Origin of the sequence: Bovifimicola ammoniilytica (assembly GCF_025567085.1) — a bacterium.
In the GTDB taxonomy this organism is placed as follows: domain Bacteria; phylum Bacillota; class Clostridia; order Lachnospirales; family Lachnospiraceae; genus Bovifimicola; species Bovifimicola ammoniilytica.
This window is the reverse complement of record NZ_JAOQJN010000002.1, coordinates 22,387-43,051: the sequence shown is the minus strand read 5'-3', so window position 1 is coordinate 43,051 and position 20,665 is coordinate 22,387. Positions and strand designations below refer to the sequence as shown.

General features: G+C 32.8%; 15 protein-coding genes. All 15 read right to left on the bottom strand.

Going from position 1 to position 20,665, the window contains the following annotated elements:
• Positions 1-44 precede the first annotated feature (44 nt).
• Positions 45-3,065, bottom strand: coding sequence for a glycosyltransferase family 2 protein (locus OCV48_RS01990; RefSeq protein ID WP_147591025.1), 3,021 nt, complete (start codon positions 3,063-3,065; stop codon positions 45-47).
• A gap of 27 nt (positions 3,066-3,092) precedes the next feature.
• Positions 3,093-4,436, bottom strand: a complete 1,344-nt coding sequence (locus tag OCV48_RS01985; RefSeq protein ID WP_147591024.1) for an ABC transporter ATP-binding protein — start codon at positions 4,434-4,436, stop codon at positions 3,093-3,095.
• Between the two features lie 127 nt (positions 4,437-4,563).
• Positions 4,564-5,367 carry an ABC transporter permease gene (locus OCV48_RS01980; protein ID WP_262558648.1) on the bottom strand — a complete coding sequence of 268 codons (804 nt, stop codon included), beginning with the start codon at positions 5,365-5,367 and terminating at the stop codon, positions 4,564-4,566.
• A 418-nt stretch (positions 5,368-5,785) separates the two neighbouring features.
• Positions 5,786-6,346, bottom strand: a complete 561-nt coding sequence (rfbC, locus tag OCV48_RS01975; RefSeq protein WP_021982762.1) for a dTDP-4-dehydrorhamnose 3,5-epimerase — start codon at positions 6,344-6,346, stop codon at positions 5,786-5,788.
• 26 nt (positions 6,347-6,372) lie between these two features.
• A complete protein-coding gene (gene rfbA, locus OCV48_RS01970; protein WP_021982763.1) occupies positions 6,373-7,242 on the bottom strand; it encodes a glucose-1-phosphate thymidylyltransferase RfbA in 870 nt (289 codons plus the stop codon).
• Positions 7,243-7,428: 186 nt separating this feature from the next.
• Positions 7,429-8,508 carry a dTDP-glucose 4,6-dehydratase gene (gene rfbB, locus OCV48_RS01965; protein WP_147591022.1) on the bottom strand — a complete coding sequence of 360 codons (1,080 nt, stop codon included), beginning with the start codon at positions 8,506-8,508 and terminating at the stop codon, positions 7,429-7,431.
• A gap of 81 nt (positions 8,509-8,589) precedes the next feature.
• Positions 8,590-11,133, bottom strand: coding sequence for a hypothetical protein (locus OCV48_RS01960; RefSeq protein ID WP_147591021.1), 2,544 nt, complete (start codon positions 11,131-11,133; stop codon positions 8,590-8,592).
• A 15-nt stretch (positions 11,134-11,148) separates the two neighbouring features.
• Entirely contained in the window at positions 11,149-12,453 is a 1,305-nt protein-coding gene (locus OCV48_RS01955; RefSeq protein ID WP_021982766.1) for a UDP-glucose dehydrogenase family protein, read from the bottom strand.
• A gap of 28 nt (positions 12,454-12,481) precedes the next feature.
• Positions 12,482-13,768 carry a lipopolysaccharide biosynthesis protein gene (locus OCV48_RS01950; RefSeq protein ID WP_147591020.1) on the bottom strand — a complete coding sequence of 429 codons (1,287 nt, stop codon included), beginning with the start codon at positions 13,766-13,768 and terminating at the stop codon, positions 12,482-12,484.
• Between the two features lie 2 nt (positions 13,769-13,770).
• On the bottom strand, positions 13,771-14,748 hold the full coding sequence (locus OCV48_RS01945) for a glycosyltransferase (protein WP_262558642.1): 978 nt from the start codon (positions 14,746-14,748) through the stop codon (positions 13,771-13,773).
• Positions 14,749-14,823: 75 nt separating this feature from the next.
• Positions 14,824-15,798, bottom strand: a complete 975-nt coding sequence (locus tag OCV48_RS01940; protein WP_147591018.1) for a glycosyltransferase family 2 protein — start codon at positions 15,796-15,798, stop codon at positions 14,824-14,826.
• A gap of 107 nt (positions 15,799-15,905) precedes the next feature.
• Positions 15,906-17,573, bottom strand: coding sequence for a 2-isopropylmalate synthase (leuA, locus tag OCV48_RS01935; RefSeq protein ID WP_021982770.1), 1,668 nt, complete (start codon positions 17,571-17,573; stop codon positions 15,906-15,908).
• Positions 17,574-17,837: 264 nt separating this feature from the next.
• Positions 17,838-18,752 carry a glycosyltransferase gene (locus OCV48_RS01930; protein WP_021982771.1) on the bottom strand — a complete coding sequence of 305 codons (915 nt, stop codon included), beginning with the start codon at positions 18,750-18,752 and terminating at the stop codon, positions 17,838-17,840.
• Between the two features lie 106 nt (positions 18,753-18,858).
• Positions 18,859-20,196 carry a phosphoglucosamine mutase gene (gene glmM / locus OCV48_RS01925; protein ID WP_147591017.1) on the bottom strand — a complete coding sequence of 446 codons (1,338 nt, stop codon included), beginning with the start codon at positions 20,194-20,196 and terminating at the stop codon, positions 18,859-18,861.
• A gap of 149 nt (positions 20,197-20,345) precedes the next feature.
• Entirely contained in the window at positions 20,346-20,636 is a 291-nt protein-coding gene (locus OCV48_RS01920; protein ID WP_317246803.1) for an HPr family phosphocarrier protein, read from the bottom strand.
• Between the last annotated feature and the right edge of the window lie 29 nt (positions 20,637-20,665).

The window sequence follows — 20,665 nt, the reverse complement described above, 5'->3', positions numbered from 1 at the left end:
TATGCAAGTGTAGCAAATACTTTTTATTATTAAAATTTTTGTTATTAAAGTTCTTTAATTATATCACTTATGAAATCAAATACGTGAGTATTTTCAATATAATCAGGATTCTCATTCTTAATTTCCACTTCTTTAGAATATCCATCACAAATCTCATTTAATTTAGCAGCAATTACACTTGGACTAGCACTTGCCACTGAAGTAATATTACTGTTAAATGATGATAAGTCTTTATTTGAATAATTATTTGTTATTACTTTTATACCAAATACTGACATCTCAAGTGGTGGATAACTTGGATGTGGTGAAGACATAAGCGATATACCTGCATATGTGTCTAACATTGTCTGTGCATATTGCTCAATTGTAAGTTTACCAACTGAAACTAACTCTTTGCCTCTGCCTAAATCTACAGGAAGATGATATTCTCCTGCTGATAAAATCTCCCACTCTTCTATATCTTTCTGGTTTTCTACCCATTTCTTAAGTGAAGATACTACTATCGAGAATGCATTTCTGTCTACTGATGGTCTGCCATATACGAGAATCTGTTTCTTCTTATTGACTTTACCGAAGTTTTTCTCAAGAATCTCTTTTAATTTACCATTTAATACAGGATCAAATTCATATTCTTTATAGAATGAATAACCATTCTGTATAAAGAATTCGTGTAATAACTTACTGTTAAATACCGCTAACTGTGGATATTCATTTCTGTATGTTGAATCTGCTAAAAGATATCTGCTTGACCAAGGATAGAAGCCTGGTTCATAATCCTGTATAAAATTAATGAATTTGTTAGGTTTAATTCCCGTCTCCTTAGTGAATTCAAGATATGCTTCCTGTGTGCAATACGCTGTCCACCAGCCTGTGAACATAAAGTAATCATTTTCAGATACAGGAATACTCTGCATATACCTGTCACTGTAGCCTACTATCTGATGTCTTGCATCACTGTCTTTGCTTGCTTTTACATAAGTATATTTATCCTTATACTGTTTAAGGGCTGTTCTCGATGGTGTTGCATCAGTAAGAATAATTCTGCTGCAATATCCTGATTCTTCGATAAGTTTCTCGAAGAACTTAAGGGCTGTTGAGATTCCGCCAAATACATGCTCAGGATTAATTGATGGTACTAAGAGGTTTATTCTTTTCTCACTAAAATCTGACTTTCTGAATTCATATTTCAAAATCTCTGCTATTGCTACTTCTGACTCTGGCATCTTTGTGCCTGAATTTTTTTCATTTATGCTTCTCATAACGTCACTTTCCATTTTTACAAATTGATTTCTATTAGTTACAGTTGGTGTTGTTAAATTATAATCTAAATTACAGTTATAATATGGATCACCCTCTTCTCTGTATGTCCTGTATGCAAATGCAGACATTTCAAAATCCACTTCAGGAATATATGAATCTCTGCTCTTTGATTCATAATGATATAACTTAATATGTGGGTCGTAAATATTAACATATCCTCTTAAATATGCTCTGATACATATCTCGATATCACTTCCGCAGATAATGAAATCTTCATCAAAACCACCGATTCTTTCAATTACCTTTTTCGATATTGCCATCAAAGCACCTGTACATGCTGTTACATTTCTAGTAACCATAGGTGATACATATGGCGAACCATAGTGTACCGGTTTCATTCCTTTATAAATATGGTCTGCCCAGCCCTGAATACCGACTACCACGCCTGCATGCTGAATTGTATCATCTTCATATAAGAGAAGTCCGCCCACAATACCGACATCATCTCTCATTGCCTTTTCAGCTAATCTCTCTAACCAGTCAGGTGTAATCAGTTTCATATCATTATTCATAAATACATATACATCACCCTTAGCAAGAGTCATTCCGTAGTTATTAAGTTTAGACCAGTTGAATCCAAATGCTGCCTTATGAACTGTTACATTTGAATACTGTTTCTGTACTTCTTCAAAATACTTAAATGATTCCTCTTTCTCGGAATTATTATCTAAGACAATTATTTCATAATCTTTATATGTTGTAAGCTCTTCTATTGAATCAATATCCTGTTTAAGTAAATCAACATGGTCCTTTGTAGGAATTATAACAGATACTTTAGGCATCACATCATAATGATATCTTACATCATATACAAATAAATCTTCTGTCTCTAAAGCTGTTGCCTTGCCCTCTCCATATATTCTGTCTAAATGTGACTGTATTGCATTAAGACCTGCTGTCTGTGCATATGGTTTTGAACCCGGATTAGTTGCCGTTGAACTTGGTAAATCTCTCCAGCCATATAGAACTTTTGATACATGCTCTATCTTATCTGTATGTTCAATCATTCTAAGCACGAGGTCATAATCCTGGCTTCCGTTGAATTCTGTTCTAAAGCCTCCTACTAAATCAAACAGACTCTTCTTAAAGCCTAAGAGATGTCCGATATACATCTGGCTTAAGAATAAATCAGGTGACCAGTCAGGTTTATGAAGTGGTTCACGTCCATTATCGAATTCATCAATTATATTCTGGTCGCTATATACTATGTCCGCATCTGTCTCCTTAATCTTTCTTAAGAATTCATATAACGCATCATAAGTAATGGCATCATCATTATCCATAAGTACAATATAATCACCTGTTGCAAGTGCTGCAGCTGCATTACTTGCTCCTGATATACCCTGATTCTTTTCTAAATAAGCTACTTTAATCTTATCACTTTCAACACTCTTTAAGTACTCTCTTACACCTTCTTTAGTTGAACAGTCATCAGCCATACAGATTTCCCAGTTAACATAATTCTGTCTCTTTACTGATTCAATAGCTTTCTCTAACCATTTTATCTCAACATTATATACCGGCATAACAATAGAAAACTTAATATCACTGTCATATTGTACATTGGGTTCAGATGGCTTAACTTCTGTTATCTTCTCAGTAACGGCAGGGTTAATCTTTGAATTAACCTTTGCCTTAATACCATGTATACCATTTACTCTTATGTATTGAAAGCCCTTACCGATTAATTTAGGCTCTTTTATACATCTTTTTGTAATCGCTAATGTTTTCTTTATCTTAGACATAATTCCTCGTTTCTGAGCTTTCTAACTCTATTTATTATATGTTACCTTAGAATTCATATCGAAATATCCTACTGTTGTTCTATCAGATATGACATTTACACAACATATATCATACAATCTGTTATATACGACAAGATTATCTTTCTCGTAACCTGTACAGCCTAGAAGTAACAGATACTGTCCACCCTGTAATATCATATTCTGTTTAAATTCTATCTCTACAATCTGCCCTTTTTTCACAGTTCCGGTATCAACTTTCTCGATAATTGTATTAGTACCTGTTAATTCTGTACCTTTAATATCTTTAAAACTGAATGCAAAAATAGGATTTTCTATTGTCTCATTAAACTTAATCTTCATTTTCAATGAGAAATCTTTGAACTTATAAACCGTATTAGTTACCTGTCCCTCATCATCAAATATACCAAAATCAATTATTTCGGCTCGCTTATCACCATATATCTGACTATTAGGATTAATGAGCATATACTCTTTCCAGTTAGTGATATCCTGCTGTTTCTTTTTCTTAGCACTATCCATCATCTCTGTTGGAGTTTCTTTATTAATAAGAGCATCAACATCACTACTTACGGCTTCATTGTCTGCCACATCATTTTCTTTCTGCTCGCCGTCAAACTGACCTACTAATATTTTCTTATAAATGTCTATCATCTCGGCGGGTTCGCCCTCTGCGACTATTGAACCATGATTAAATATGATTGCCCTGTTACAATATTTCATAACACTTCCCATATCATGTGTTACAAATAATATTGTCTTACCCGAGTTCTTAAGGTCCTCTAACTTCTTATAACACTTAGCCTGAAAGAACACATCTCCTACAGAAAGTGCCTCATCGACAATAAGAATGTCCGGTTCTACATTAATAGCAACAGCAAATGCAAGTCTTGCAAACATACCACTTGAATATGTCTTTACCGGCTGGTTGATGAAATCACCGATATCGGCAAAAGAAATTATATCATCAATCTTATTATCCATCTCTTCTCTGGTAAATCCTATCATTGTACCATTAAGGTATACATTTTCAAGTCCTGTATATTCAGGATTAAAACCTGCTCCTAACTCTAAGAGAGCTGATATCTTACCATTGATTTCCACTTTTCCTGAAGTAGGAGTAAGAACACCTGTTATAATCTTAAGAACGGTAGACTTACCGGCACCATTCTTACCAATGATACCAAGCATCTCACCTTTCTTAATCTCAAATGATATATCATTTAAAGCCACAAAGTCTTTATGATACTGCTTCTTTGTAATGCTTAATGCCTCTTTAAATCTTAGTGTTGGTTTGTCATACAATTTATATACTTTATTTAAGTTTGTAACTTTAATTGCGTAATCGCTCATTCCTTAATAATCCTCATTTCTTCAAATTTTCTATGGGTAATCTGTTCATATTAATCTGGTTTTCTAAGACACAATGTGCCTTAAGATATATTCAGTATTATTCCATACTTAATAATTTACCCTTGTCTTATAATGAATCTGCAAAATGTGGTTTAAGTCTGGTATAAACAAATTTAGAGATAAGAGACATTACTAATACAAATAACCAGAAGTATAATGTAAGCATTGGTTTTTCAAAGAATAATCTTTTCTCTATCATAGTTCCACGACAGCCATCTACTATATAAAACATTGGATTTAACTTAAATATTATACCTAATTTACCTAATGCTTTCTGAAATTCAGGTGCATAGAAGTTCCATAATATTGGTGTTAACCATGTTCCAACCTGCATAAAAACATTTATTATCTGTGTAGTATCCTTGAAAAATACCGAAATCGCAGATGTAAAATATGATATTGACAATACTAATACTATCATGCAGAAAGAATAATATACTAACTGTATTACTATTATTCCCGGAAAATATCCCATAAGTATATATGCAACTATTAAAAGTCCCATAAAGAATATATGAACAAATAATGATGAAACAACCTTCACAACCGGTAAAATATTTATGTTAAATACAACCTTTTTAACCAGATAACTATATTCAGCAAAACAATTAGTCGCATTAACAAGTGCTTCCTGAAAGAAAAACCATGGTATAAGTCCTGCCATTAACCATAAGATAAATGGTGTATCTCCAATATCACCACTTCTTAATCCTACCTGGAATACAAACCAATATAAAACTATAGTTACAAGTGGCTGTATAAATGCCCAGATAATACCCATATATGAGCCGGCATATTTAGTTTTAAAGTCATTTTTTGATAAATATAATACTAAATCTTTACTTTCAGCAAGTTTAGATAGTTTTTTCATTCTATTCCTCATTTCCGCAGGCACTTGTTGCCGGAGGAACGCGAGCTGAATTTCAGATTCAGCTCTGCGATTATAGCTAAATGTGTTGCCTGCAACACATTTAGTTGTGTGAAAAATAATCGCATCAGCATTATTTTTCACACTTTCCTCATTTCTTCGCGGTTTATCGCGAAGAGGCGAAGAGAAATTCGCGCAGGCGATTTCTCTTCTGCCATATGTTGCTAAATGTTTTCGCCCGCAAACATTTAGCTGTGAAAAAAATAATCGCATCAGCATTATTTTTTTCACTTTCCTCATTTGTTCCACTTTCCTGCTTATAAATAGCTTTATCGACTATAGATTTTATTCTTAAAACCCATAGTCGATAAAAAAGAGTCGCTTGGCGGCTCTTTTTATGCTATTTTCTAAAAGTAGCTAATTATTTTCTAAAATCTTTAATGCCAGGCCATTTGTGGTCTTTATCTGAAATAGTCAAATCTTCTTTTGTCATACCTTCTGGCATTGGCCATTCTACACCAATTTCAGGATCGTCCCATTTAAGTCCACCCTCATCATTTGGATGATAGAAGTCAGTACATTTATAAGCAAATTCTGCTGAATCAGATAGCACTATGAATCCATGTGCAAAATTCTTTGGAATAAAGAACTGTTTCTTATTCTCTGCTGATAATAATACCCCGAACCATTTTCCGTAAGTTTTTGAACCTTCTCTTAAATCAACAGCTACGTCAAAAACTTCTCCACTTACTACTCTTACAAGCTTATCCTGTGGAAAATTAATCTGGAAATGAAGTCCTCTAAGAACTCCTTTTTTAGAGCTTGACTGATTGTCCTGTACAAATTCCTGGTCTATTCCTGCTGCCTTATAATCATTATAATTATAAGTCTCCATAAAATATCCTCTTTCATCGCCAAATACTGAAGGTGTTATAACTTTTAATCCTTCTATTTCGCATGTTTCTACTGTTATTTTTCCCATTTTAAAATCTCCATTCAATTCTTATTCTATAATCCATTAGCAACATCTACAAGATATTGTCCATATGCTGTCTTCATTAAAGGCTCTGCAAGTTTAAGAAGCTGCTCTTTGTCAATGAATCCTCTCTTATATGCAATCTCTTCAATACATGAAATATATAAGCCCTGTCTCTTCTGGAATGCTGCCACGAAATCTGCTGCATCAAGTAACATATCATGATTACCTGTATCAAGCCATGCAAATCCTCTTCCTAATGTCTCCACCATAAGAGTTCCTCTTCTTAAATATTCATTGTTAATTGAAGTTATCTCTATCTCTCCTCTTGCAGAAGGCTTAACATTTTTAGCTATTTCTACTACATCATTATCATAGAAATATAATCCTGGTACAGCATAATTTGACTTTGGATTAGCAGGTTTCTCTTCAATTGATAAAGCCTTGCCATTCTCATCGAACTCTACAACACCATATTCTCTTGGATCCTTTACATAATAGCCGAATATTGTAGCGCCCTTTTCTCTTGATGCTGCATTCTTGAGAACCTTTGAAAAGCTCTGTCCATAGAATATATTATCACCAAGTACAAGTGCAACATTATCATCACCGATAAATTTCTCTCCAATAATAAATGCATCAGCAAGTCCTCTTGGCTGATCCTGAATAGCATATTCAAATCTCATGCCAAGCTGTTCGCCTGAACCGAATAATTCCTTAAATACTGGTAAATCTCTAGGAGTTGAGATAATTAATACCTCTCTGATTCCTGCTAACATAAGTGTTGATAATGGGTAATAAATCATTGGTTTGTCATATACAGGCATAATCTGTTTTGATACTGCCTTTGTTAATGGATAAAGACGTGTTCCTGAACCGCCTGCTAAAATAATACCTTTCACAATATTCCTCCATTCTTATACATATCATCTTGATGTCATCATCTTAATATCATTATCTTGATATTATCATTTTAATGTCTCTAAAATCTGCTTTTATAAAATATTCAACATATATTCTTGATATTTATCAATTTAATTTTACACACTAAAATGGGAACATTCCACATATTCCCATTTTAATTCATTTTATTTGTACATTTCTTCGTAATACTTCTGGTAATCACCGCTTGTTACATTCTTCATCCAATCTTCATGTTCAAAGAACCATTTGATTGTAAGCCTGATACCATCTTTAAACATTGTCTCTGGATACCAGCCAATTTCAGCTTTAATCTTGTCAGGTGCAATCGCATATCTTCTGTCGTGACCTTTTCTGTCCTCAACATAAGTAATTAAATCCTCACTTACAAGTGCTTTTCTTGGATCTCCGTCTGGAAGCATCTCCTGTAAAGTATCAATAATAATCTTTATGATTTCAATATTCTGTTTTTCATTGTGTCCACCGACATTATATGTCTCAAATAACTTACCTTTTTCCTGAACCATATCAATTGCTTTAGCATGGTCTTCAACATATAACCAGTCACGAACATTCTTGCCATCACCATATACTGGAAGCTTCTTTCCCTGTAATGCATTGTTAATAATAAGTGGAATCAACTTCTCTGGGAACTGGTAAGGTCCATAGTTATTACTACAGTTAGTAATATTAGCTGGAAACTTATAAGTATCCATATATGCCTTAACTAACATATCTGAAGATGCTTTACTTGCTGAATATGGGCTATGTGGTTCGTATGGTGATGTCTCATAGAAGAATGCATTATCATCATCTGGTAATGAACCATATACCTCATCAGTAGAAACATGTAAAAACTTCTTGCCCTCTTTAAATGTTCCATCAGGTAATTCCCATGCTGCTTTAGCACAATTTAACATAACTGCTGTTCCTAATACATTTGTCTGAACAAATACTTCAGGGTTCTTAATACTTCTGTCAACATGACTCTCTGCTGCGAAATGTACAACTCTGTCAATGTCATTTTCTGCAAATATTTTAGCAATTGCTTCCTTATCGCAGATATTAGCTTTAACAAATGTGTAGTTATCTCTATCTTCAATATCCTTCAAATTCTCAAGGTTACCTGCATATGTTAATGCATCAACATTGATAATTCTAATATCATTATCATACTTCTTAAACATATAGTGAATATAATTTGAGCCTATGAATCCTGCTCCACCTGTTACTAAATAAGTTCTCATAATTTAACTCCTTTGCTATTTGTATTTATTTAATATATTATTTTATCGCAAAAAATGCAAGCCTTATATTACATTTTATCACTATTTTATAAAACTTGTTGTAAAAAAGATGTAAATTAATCCACCTCCATACAATGCTAACAGCGCCAATGTGATGGCAATTGCATTAAAAATACTATTTAAGTAAATTTTCTTATCATTTTTCACAGAAGATGTTATAAATTTATTTTCTTCCATACGTGACTGAAGTTCATAGCATAACATCATTACCATAACAGGCATTACACAGATGTAATATCTGCTCTGTAATCCCGGATGTCCTGATATAAACTGGAAGTCCTTAAATGCACGTATAAACTGCATTAGAACAGTTATTATTAATGCAATTGAAAAGCTTTTAAAGAAGTTTCTTATCTGCTTTTCATTTTCTTTATATTTTATTCTTATTAACATTATTATTGGTGATAACCATAATATTTCATACGCAAGTCTGATGGCTTTCTTATTAAAATCTACATCTGTATGCCAGGTAACTCCACGAATCCATTGCTTAATGAATCCCTTTTCAAACCTTTTAATAAACTCATAAAATGTTATTCTTGTCCTCATAATTGGTTCTTTATAAACAATGTTGTATGTTTTAAATACCTCATCTGTTACTAAATCATGAAGACTTATCTGTATCTTTCCATATTGTACAAATACTAACATATAATAAGCTGCAGCAATTAAATATACCGGAACCGTATACCAGAAATCTCTGCCAAATACTTTCTTAATATCTTTCTCATCAATAATGGTCTTTATAACAAAGAATAATGCACATATCACAAGCATGAGACACGTTGTTAATTTTGTAAGTGCTGACGCTGTTATTCCTATTGCAATAAGGAAATATGTGAGCTTATTTCTCTTATTCTCTGCAAACCTTATTATTCCTAGTGTGAATATTGCAACAACCAAAATTGCCAGATTATCATTGTTAATCATCGGTGCACAGCCTGTAAGCATCGGAAATGATACTACCATCATTGCATACATTAGATGTAATGCAGGATAACGTTTATTAATTCTTGAATATCCGATATACAAGAATAAGGCTATTCCCATCGCAACTAACACCATGTTAAATATCCTCAATATATCCAGATTCACATATACCAGATTATCATGAAATGTTACTGCATTGAGTGGTATCATAAGCCAGTAGTATAATGATGGATGACCTAAATAACTTACTGTATTACTCCATTTGCCTTTAAATGTTCCAAATGACTGGTGTAATGCTATAGTATTAGCTGTGGTTTCACTTATTCCATTTGTTTCACCAACTAACAGATTCTGATTCTCATATTCGGATACAATATGTGGATTTCTTGTCAGGTCTGCAAGATATGAGATATGTGCCATCTCGTCATATACGCCTAAGTACATGTATTTCCATGCAAATATCATCATAAATACTGCATATACAAATGTTATACCATATATGGCTTTAACTGTTATTCTGGATAAAAACCTAATATTATTATGCCAGATAACCATCAATACAAGCAGATAGAATACTAATACAATAATCATTGCAATGACTTTGGTATTGGGTCCATCAACTATAATATTAAAATCTAAATCCACACCTGTATCAATTCCATTATTATAAAATGCACCATCTTTATAGTCATTGCCGCCTGTTGTCCATACAGATAATGTATCATCATTATTATCTTGTGCAGCAATTCCGAAATAATATTCACCCTTTGGATAAATATTATTAAACATTGCTATACCATATTCATTATCTGCAAAATCTCTTCCTCTGACCTCTACATTTTCCAATGGATTTTTGTCTGCATCATAGAGTGTAAATATATATTTACCTTTAATTTCAGTTGAATATGTTGCAAATCTCACACTTACACCTTGCAGATTTTTATCTGTATTTATCTTCTGTAACATATCAGAATCAGATTTTATTATATCTGTAAGACCACTGGCATTAAGGTTTAATTTCGTAGTTCTATAGGTCCTGCCCATATCCTTAATGATATCTGCACTTCCTATGAGTAATAAAGTAAGAATTACAGTTCCAATATATTTAAGATTCAGCTTATTCTTTTCACGAAGAATACCAAATATCATTATACATATATAAACAAACCATATTACCGTTAATACTTCTAATTTAACACGCCAGTCAAACATTAATAAAAACTGTATCTTTTTAAACTGACTATTTTTCAATGTAAGTTCATTATCATCTATATCCGCTTTAATATCATCTCTATATATAATAATATCTCTGCTTGATAATACTACCTTAGAATCATTCAATATATCAACATCGCCTGTTAATGTAAGACTTTTTATATCAGTATATTCTTCAGGAATATATAGTGTAGCCACTCCATAACTCACATCTAATTCTTTTATATACGTCTGATTGTCATTTGTTACAATCAGGACTTCATATTCTTCATTACCTGTAATGTCATCATCATACCACCCTATTATCGGATTTGTACTTGGCATACTTCCAAATATAACCATAAGGTTACATATTACAAGTAAAAACGTCAGTACAACTTTCCAATTAAATAAGTTTTTCATATCGGGTATCTTCTTCATAGGATAATCCTTTCATTAAATGAGATTAACTGTCTTTCTTCCCATGCTGTCATATATAACATTTGTTTTCTTTATCTGCTCTAAATCGTAACAGTTTCTACCATCTATAACAATAGGATTTCTCATAAGTTTCTCGAACTTAGTAATATCATACTTCTTAACTTCATCCCATTCAGTAAAAATGACGCAAAGGTCTGCATCTTTAATTGCCTCATCTATTGAATCACAGTAAATAATCTCTGTTGGGTATTTCTTCTTATAATTTTCTACACCTGCAGGATCCCATGCTTTTATCTCGCAACCCTCGTCAAGGAAAATTGGGATATTTACAAGTGATGGTGCTTCTCTTAAATCATCTGTACCAGGTTTAAACGTAAGACCTAATACAGCGATTTTCTTGCCTTGGAGATTTTCATAATACTTTCTTGCCTTCTTAATTATCTTGAATTTCTGATTATCATTTGTCTCAATAGCTGCCTTAACTGTCTTTAATTCATAGTCATTGAAATTAGCGAGCCAATGTAATGCCTTAGTATCCTTTGGAAAGCATGAACCACCATATCCGATGCCTGCATTAAGGAATTTATCACCTATTCTAGGATCATATCCCATTCCTTTTGTTACATCATTAATATCGGCACCCACAATTTCACATAAGTTCGCGATTTCATTTACATACGAAATCTTAAGTGCAAGGAAATCATTTGATGCATATTTTATCATTTCAGCACTTCTTCTGTTTGTAACAAGAATCGGAGCATCAAAATCTTTATATACTTCTTTAAGGATATTTGCTGCATATTTGCTCTCAGCACCAATTACTATACGGGATGCATGAAGAGTATCTCTTACTGCTGTTCCCTGTGCTAAAAATTCAGGATTAGATGCAATATGGATTGATATTCCATCTTTAGCCTTTTCTGTTATAAATGCTTCCACTTTATCATTTGTTCCGATTGGAACAGTAGATTTAATGACTACTATACAGTCATTTTCAGCATTTTCAGCAATCTGTTCAGCAACTTTATATACATAAGTCAAATTAGCCGAACCATCTTTCTTCTCTGGTGTACCTACACCGATAAATATTACTTCTGCATCTTTGTATGCAGATGCATAATCTGTTGTAAACGTAAGTCTCTCCATATTTTTAATCATAAGATCATCTAGACCTGGTTCATATATTGGAGAAATACCTTTACTCATTTTTGCAACTTTTTCCTCGTCTACATCCACACATACTACATTATGACCATGTTCCGCAAGACATACACCTGTAACTAAGCCGACATATCCTGTACCTGCTACTGCTATCTTCATAAATTAATTCCTTTCTCGTGTATAGTTTTTATTCTTCTTTTAAATCTTTCTTAGCAATTCTTACAACTGACCATCTCATAAGAATGAAGAATCCAATTGCAAGCAAGGTGACTAATATTGAATAAAACGTTGAGATCCCCAATACTCCATAATTTCTTACTACTCTGTTACCAAATACATATGAAATTACAGCAACTATCAAATATCCCCAGATAAGAAATCTCTGGTATCTTATAGTCGTAATAATCATATTTTCAAAATTAATTAACGCTAACATTCCACCACCTAGGATTAATATAACTAATTCTGTTCTGTAGCTTTTTAGGTTAACGCTGAATACTGCACTTAAAACCGGAATTCCAAGTAAGAAACCACCAAGTGCTATTATAATTGTAAGACCTAATATTATGAATGTCTGTCTTACAATTATCTTCTTAAATTCATGGGTTTTCTTCTCCTGCCATACACTGGCAACCTTGAACAACATAGGTTGAAATATAAAGTTACTAAGTAATGATATTACAAATACCGGCATAAAAATAATATTAAAACATGTCTGTGTCTTCTCATCTAATACAGCATCAATCGAATATTTAGGTGCATTTGCAATATACATAATAAGAAATGTACATGCTGCAAGCGGAAAACATGTAATCATAAGCTTCTTAACATTAGAAGTCTCATATTTATTTTCTTTTGTACTAAATTCCTTATATACAGATGTGTTAAATATAATTGCTAGAAGTGTGGTTGTTACGAATGCCACAACTGACGTAAGCACTAAATCACCTGTAGCAATATACATACCTATATATACCACTATATATATAAATAATCTGATTCCAAGTATCTTTCCAGCAACATCTAATCTGCCTTTCTGCTGCATTCTTCCATGCAAAATATCTTCTACGGCTTCTACAAACTTGACTGCACATACAGATATTACTACTATGCATTTATCAGTAGGATAATCATTAACAAATATACACACAAGTATATAGGCTGTGCTTGAAATTATCATAATTATACTTGAAATATATCTTGAAATTATATATTCTTTATATGAATATTTCTCATTAACATCTGTTGCCTGGAAATTTCTCATACCATATTTACCAATCGTCATCATAAGATTACCGATTGCATACGCTATGGTAAATACACCTCCATCATAGTCATTACCCATTCTGGTTATTATTAATAGTATTAATGTTGTCTGAAATGAATTAAGCATTGCTGCAAACGTATTCCAGACATATGCAGATTTATCCACATTCTTACTGTTTATTAAATATTTTCTGGTTACTGATAACATTTTTAATTCCTTTTCCTAGAACATTCAACAATTTTCTCTGCAAGAGCATCAGGATTCCCCATCTCCACAAAATAATATTTGTCTTCATCTTCTGAATATAGTTCCCTGACTGCCGGATTATCACCGAAAATAATCTTCTTATTCATCGCATCATAGATATATGCCTTACCAGGAATTGTTCTCTTTGCTTTATTAATATTTTTGTTGAAATGACCTGACAGGCATAAATCAGAATAATCAATATATTCTGCCAGTTCTTCCTGACTTAACCAATTATGATATTCTACGTTATCAGCTATCGGTTTATTTAGTTCATCCTTAATAGGACCTACTATAATAAAGTATAATTCTTTATTGTCTTTAATCTTATCTATTGCATCTAATATAACTTCAATACCCTGAAGCGGCAATATGCTTCCAAAATATAATACCACATATTTATCTTTCATTCTTTCAGGTCTCTCAAGGTTTCTCACATAATAAATGCTTCTGTCCGCTTCAAGATATAATGTATGCATCTTATCTCTATTAGCACCAAACTCTTCAACAAAATATCTGCCATGTGCATTAGTATCACATATTATCTCATCGGCTGCCTTTATTGCCTTTTTATCATAATGCTTCAGAAGTTTTGCAAATAAACTTCCATCTTTAATCTTCTTTCTATCAAATACAATAGTATCATACATAGAAATAAAGAAATCAATTACTACCGTATTCTTCTTAAATTTCCAGTTAAATGGTGCAAATATCAATTGTGGTGCAAACCCAACAAAAACTACGTCAAATTTTCTCATTGACGTAGTTAATATCTTTGCGTAAACACTAAGCAATCTTTTAACGTAGCTCTTTGAATATGAACCAATAACTGTCAATTGTCCTCCGTCTTTCTTTATCATCTCGATTTCCTGGGTATTTCGTAAATAATCAAGATTCTTAGTTGTGATAAATAATACATTTTTATTATTGTAAGATATCATAACAATCTCCATTTATTCAAGACTATCTGTTTACTGCCATATTAAGTGATAATGAGATTAAAAACTACTCTCTTGTTACTCATTATCTTTATTTTTGTTTTTCTCTGAATCTTTATCATAATCTAATTTTCTGACATGATACTGAATATCTTCTAATAACTTACGGTTTGATGCAATTAAATCTGCCTGTAATCCCATAATATAAGTTGAGAAACCAAGAAGCATCAATGTACTTGCAAGAATTAGTGACTGAATATGACCGCCACCTTGTCCCATACACATAAATATAATGTATCTTACACCTATACCAAGTCCTATCATACCCGGAATTAATGCCAGCCATGTAAAGAATCTTAGTGGTTTATACATCATAAATGCCTTTAGAATTGTAAACATTGATTTCTTAACATAACCCATCATACTGTTAAAAAGCCGTGATGGTCTTAACTCGCCATTAGTTCTTATAGGAACTGATGTCTGAGGAATCTTATTTCTTCCCGCCTGCACAATTGTCTCTAATGTATATGTGTATTCATTAGTAACATTCATTCTCATTGCTGCTTCTCTGCTATATGCTCTGAAACCACTTGGTGCATCAGGAATATCTGAGTTAGAAGCCTTTCTTACAACATAACTTCCAAAATGCTGTAACTTCTTCTTAATCGGTGAGAAATGTTCTGTTTTATCAATAGGTCTTTCTCCTATGACAATATCTGTCTTTCCCTCTATGATTGGACGAACAAGTTTCTCTATATCATCTGCAACATACTGGTTATCCGCATCCGTGTTTACGATGATATCGGCTCCGTTTCTAAGGCAGGCATCTAAACCTGCCATAAAACCTTTTGCAAGTCCTTTATTTCTCTTTAAATCGACAACATAATTGACACCCCAGTTGCGTGCCACTTCTATTGTATTATCTTTACTGCCGTCATTGATAATTAAATACTCAATTATATCAATGCCATCAATGTGTTTTGGTAATTCATTCAACGCAATTTCTAATGTCTCCGCTTCATTATAACATGGAATCTGAATAATTAGTTTCATATCTTGCGATCTTCCTCTCTTTGTAATTATGCACCTTGCACATTTTACAGTATATGTATTTAAAAATCAAGTAACTATTGTTTATACCTGAAATCTCCATCTCAAGATTATTTTTCCAATCTGTCTAAAGCACTGAATATTGCTCTAATTGAGGCTCTTGTAATATTAGAACTTACACCTACACCAAATGTTGTCTTCTTAGTAGTCTTATCTAACATCTGGATATAAGCTGCTGCTTTTGCGTGAGAACCCTCACCTAATGTATGCTCTGTGTAGTCTAAAAGTTTAACGTCTACACCTGTTTCTTTCATAATTGCTTTCTGAACAGCATCAATAGGTCCCGTACCTTCAGCTTCTACATATTTCTTTTCGCCTTTATACTTAAATGTGAGTTTAACTGACGCACTATTAGTGCCATTATCTACTACCTGGCAACTTTCAAATTCATATGGATATTCTTTTTCAGTCTTGGCAACAAGATACTCTTCTGTGAATTTATCCATAATCGTATCTGGTGAAACTTCTCCCTGTTCCTCTGCAATCTTCTGGATAACATCGGCAAATTCCTTATGCATACCTTTAGGAAGCTTGAATCCAAAATATGTATCCATAACAAATGCCACACCACCTTTACCTGACTGGCTGTTAATTCTTACAATCGGTTCATATTCTCTTCCGACATCACTAGGATCAATTGGAAGATAAGGAACTTCCCATATTCCATCATTTCTCTTAGCCATAGCATGAATACCTTTATTAATAGCATCCTGATGTGAACCTGAGAACGCAGTAAATACAAGCTTACCTGCATATGGATGTCTCATGCCTACAGGCATCTTACAACACCTTTCATATACTTCGATAATCTCATTGATATGTTCTAAATTAAGTTCTGGATTAATTCCCTGAGAGAACATATTGTATGCAATTGTAAGCACATCAACGTTACCTGTTCTCTCACCATTTCCGAATAATGTTCCCTCTACTCTGTCTGCACCTGCAAGTAAAGCTAATTCTGTAGCTGCAATTCCCGTTCCTCTGTCATTATGAGGATGAACACTTAATATAATGCTGTCTCTGTCTTTAAAATGTTTATTCATCCATTCAATCTGATCAGCATAGACATTAGGTGTTGTCATCTCTACTGTTGCTGGTAAATTAAAGATAATCTTATTATCAGGTGTTGGCTGCCACACATCCTGGACTGCATTACATACATCTAAAGCATAATCTAACTCTGTTCCTGTGAAACTTTCAGGTGAATATTCAAGAACAATCTTACCTGGAAATTCTTCTGCATATTTTTTAACAAGCTTTGTTCCGTCTATTGCTATCTGCTTAATCTCATCTTTACTCATTCCAAATACTACATCTCTTTGAAGTGTAGATGTTGAATTATATATATGTACTACTGCCTGTTTGATGCCATCTAATGCTTCAAATGTTCTTGCAATAAGATGTTCACGACACTGTACAAGGACCTGAACCATTACATCATCAGGTATTAAGTTTCTATCTACTAATTGTCTTAAAAAGTCATATTCTATCTGTGAAGCTGATGGAAAACCTACTTCTATCTCTTTAAATCCAAGTTTAACAAGCATATTAAAGAATTCTATCTTCTCTTCCACAACCATAGGCTCTATTAATGCCTGGTTTCCATCTCTTAAATCCACACTACACCATGCTGGTGCTTTCTGTATCTCTTTATCAGGCCATTCTCTGGTCTCCATTTTTACTACGGGTACTCTTTTATATTTCTTATAATTTAACATATTTTTATTTCCTTTCCATTCTGAATCTGCATAAAATTTTCTATATATTCATTCTTTAGTCAGTTTCAGAGTCGATAGTCGATAAATCACACTGTATTTTTTCAAGATAATAATTTTTACTTTTTCATACTTATTAGTCCCATTTAACATCATTCCTTTTTATTTTATAAATATTAGTGTGTTACAATTCTCGATTAATGTTAACACTTTCGAAAGATTATAACACTAACTTTTCGTCAATACAAGTATTTCCCTTTAACTTAATCACTCATTATTTTCATTAACAGTCTCAGAACTCTTGGTTCCAAATGCCTTACCCATTCTGTAACCTAATAATTTAAACCCTGAACTTATTATTAAATCAGGAATCATATACCATTTACCATGACGGAGTATATGACTCATTGCACTTTTAACCATTCTTATTCCTTCGGATTCTGATTTGACATTTTCAAATACATAGGCGAATTCTTTCTGCGACTTTCCTATCGCATAATTTCTCTTAAACTGTTCCCTATATGTGTAATTGTGGGAATGCAATACTCTCGCACATGAAGCATAATACACCTTTTTATCATTCATTAATACTTTATATGCAAAATAAGTATCTTCATTAAAATCTGTCTCAACGAATTCTCCAAGTTCAATAAAATGTTTTCTCGAATATGCCGCACATACATCTGAACAGAAAAATGCTTTAACGCCCATAGTCTCTATGTCTTCTTTATTTTTTGCGATATCTTTATCCGGATAATTAAAGCTTCTTATATATTTCTCAACATACTTACAATTCTTATTTGGTAACTGTCTTGCATATGTGACATATACATCTTCATCTGAAAACGGTCTTATGAGTTCATCTATAAGATATTTGTCCATAGGCATCGCATCCTGTGTCATAAATATTATATAATCTGCCTGTGAATGTGATACTCCAAGATTTCTTGTTAATCCATGATTAAATTCTTTCTTAGGCACATTATATACTTCTACATTACTATATTTCTCAGATATCATATTATCATCTATATATTGCTTTTCTGTCTGAGTATTCATAATAATAATTTTATTTACTTTATGATGCTGAATATTTAATTTTTCAATTATCTTATATATCCTTTTATCTGGTTTATATGTTGGTATTATCACATCAACAGTACACAAATCTTTATTTTTCATATTTTCTTTTCCTTACCTGCTAATCTGATTTATGTTATTCTGCTTAATAATCTAATTAATGTTATTTGTTAATTTGACTTATTCTTATCTGCTTACTTAGTTTATCTTACTTGCTAATCTGATTAATCTTATCCACAACCATATCTACATATTTTTTGCAAATTTCATCTGTTTCAGCTTCAACCATAACTCTTACTAAAGGTTCTGTTCCGCTCTGGCGTAATAACAGTCTTCCCTGATTACCAAGTTCTTCCGAAACTTTGTCCGACAACTGATTCAGTTCAGCATTATTCATTACTTCGTTTTTATCCTTAACTTTAACATTTACCAAAAGTTGTGGATAAATCTTAAGATTTTTTCTAAGATTACCAAGTGTGTTCTTATTCTCTAACATTGCCTCCATAATCTTTAATGATGTAAGTATTCCGTCTCCGGTTGTAGCGTGTTTACTAAATATTATATGTCCTGACTGTTCACCACCCAGGCAATGCCCATTCTGCATCATATTCTCGCATACATATTTGTCTCCTACTGCTGTCTTTTCATATTTGATACCTTCTTTGTCAAGTGCTTTATAGAGACCTATATTAGACATTACGGTCGTAACAATTGTATCATTTTCTAACTGTCCATGATGTTTCATGTACACACCACATACATATAAGATGTTATCGCCATCTACAACCTCGCCGTTCTCATCAACAGCGATACATCTGTCTGCATCTCCATCATAAGCAAATCCGACATCTAAGTTATTATCTTTAACAAACTTCTGTAAATATTCTATATGTGTCGAACCACATTCTCTGTTAATATTAGTTCCATCAGGTTCATTATTAATAACATATGTCTTAGCACCTAATGCATCAAATACGTTCTTTGCAATTGCTGATGCACTTCCGTTAGAACAGTCAAGTCCAACTCTCTTATCCTTAAATGAGCGTGTTGCTATTGAAATAAGATATCCTATATATCTGTTTCTTCCTATTGCATAATCTACTGTTTTACCAATATTCTCTCTCTTTGCAAATGGAATCTCACCGGCTTTACCATCTATATATTCTTCTACTTTTTCTTCTACTTCTGCTTCTAATTTCTTACCCTGTGCATTTATTACCTTAATACCATTATCATAATATGGATTATGACTTGCTGAAATCATTATTCCTAAATCAAAGCCATCCGTTCTTACTACATACGATACACTAGGTGTAGTAGTTACGTGTAAAAGATACACATCTGCACCTGATGCAGTAAGTCCTGCTACAAGTGCGTACTCGAACATATAGCTGCTTCTTCTTGTATCTTTACCTATTACAACTTTTGCTTTATGTTCCTTTGAATAGTACCAGCCTAAATATCTTCCTACCTTGAAAGCATGTTCAACTGTTAAATCTACATTTGCCTCGCCTCTGAATCCATCAGTTCCAAAATATTTTCCCATTTTCAATTTCGCGTCTAAAAAACGCTCTCCTTCTATATTTTTATTTTTAATAAATCATCTGTTTGTAGTTATCAGCTCAATTAATTTATTATTATAATAGTTTCTTATATTAATTTATTTATATAAGAAATTTTAAATTCATATGTGCATTAACCCGGACCTTCTTCCCTTCCAAGATTAGTATCTTCAAACATCTTCACTATCTCTTCTAGTGCTTCTTTCTCATCCGGACCTTCACATCTTATCTCTATTTCATCTCCACACTTTATACATGCTGCCAGGAGATTCAGAAAGCTTTTAACATTTGATTCTGTCTCTTCCCTGACCGCTTTAATAGCAGACTCGTATTGTAGTGCTTTTTCTGTAATTTTGCCTGCCGGTCTGAAATGAATTCCTGATAAAACTTTAACCCGCACCTTTTGTTTTACCATTTTTCTCATACCTTTCTACGTTATAATATGCCTGCTTT

Bases quoted from the DNA above. Each gene is read 5' to 3' on its own strand.
- glmM (WP_147591017.1), bottom strand. From the start codon at position 20,196: ATGGGAAAATATTTTGGAACTGATGGATTCAGAGGCGAGGCAAATGTA.
- OCV48_RS01980 (WP_262558648.1), bottom strand. From the start codon at position 5,367: ATGAAAAAACTATCTAAACTTGCTGAAAGTAAAGATTTAGTATTATAT.
- OCV48_RS01960 (WP_147591021.1), bottom strand. From the start codon at position 11,133: ATGAAGAAGATACCCGATATGAAAAACTTATTTAATTGGAAAGTTGTA.
- OCV48_RS01955 (WP_021982766.1), bottom strand. From the start codon at position 12,453: ATGAAGATAGCAGTAGCAGGTACAGGATATGTCGGCTTAGTTACAGGT.
- OCV48_RS01985 (WP_147591024.1), bottom strand. From the start codon at position 4,436: ATGAGCGATTACGCAATTAAAGTTACAAACTTAAATAAAGTATATAAA.
- OCV48_RS01940 (WP_147591018.1), bottom strand. From the start codon at position 15,798: ATGAAACTAATTATTCAGATTCCATGTTATAATGAAGCGGAGACATTA.
- OCV48_RS01930 (WP_021982771.1), bottom strand. From the start codon at position 18,752: ATGAAAAATAAAGATTTGTGTACTGTTGATGTGATAATACCAACATAT.
- leuA (WP_021982770.1), bottom strand. From the start codon at position 17,573: ATGTTAAATTATAAGAAATATAAAAGAGTACCCGTAGTAAAAATGGAG.
- OCV48_RS01920 (WP_317246803.1), bottom strand. From the start codon at position 20,636: ATGAGAAAAATGGTAAAACAAAAGGTGCGGGTTAAAGTTTTATCAGGA.
- rfbC (WP_021982762.1), bottom strand. From the start codon at position 6,346: ATGGGAAAAATAACAGTAGAAACATGCGAAATAGAAGGATTAAAAGTT.
- rfbB (WP_147591022.1), bottom strand. From the start codon at position 8,508: ATGAGAACTTATTTAGTAACAGGTGGAGCAGGATTCATAGGCTCAAAT.
- OCV48_RS01945 (WP_262558642.1), bottom strand. From the start codon at position 14,748: ATGATATCTTACAATAATAAAAATGTATTATTTATCACAACTAAGAAT.
- OCV48_RS01990 (WP_147591025.1), bottom strand. From the start codon at position 3,065: ATGTCTAAGATAAAGAAAACATTAGCGATTACAAAAAGATGTATAAAA.
- OCV48_RS01950 (WP_147591020.1), bottom strand. From the start codon at position 13,768: ATGTTATCAGTAACCAGAAAATATTTAATAAACAGTAAGAATGTGGAT.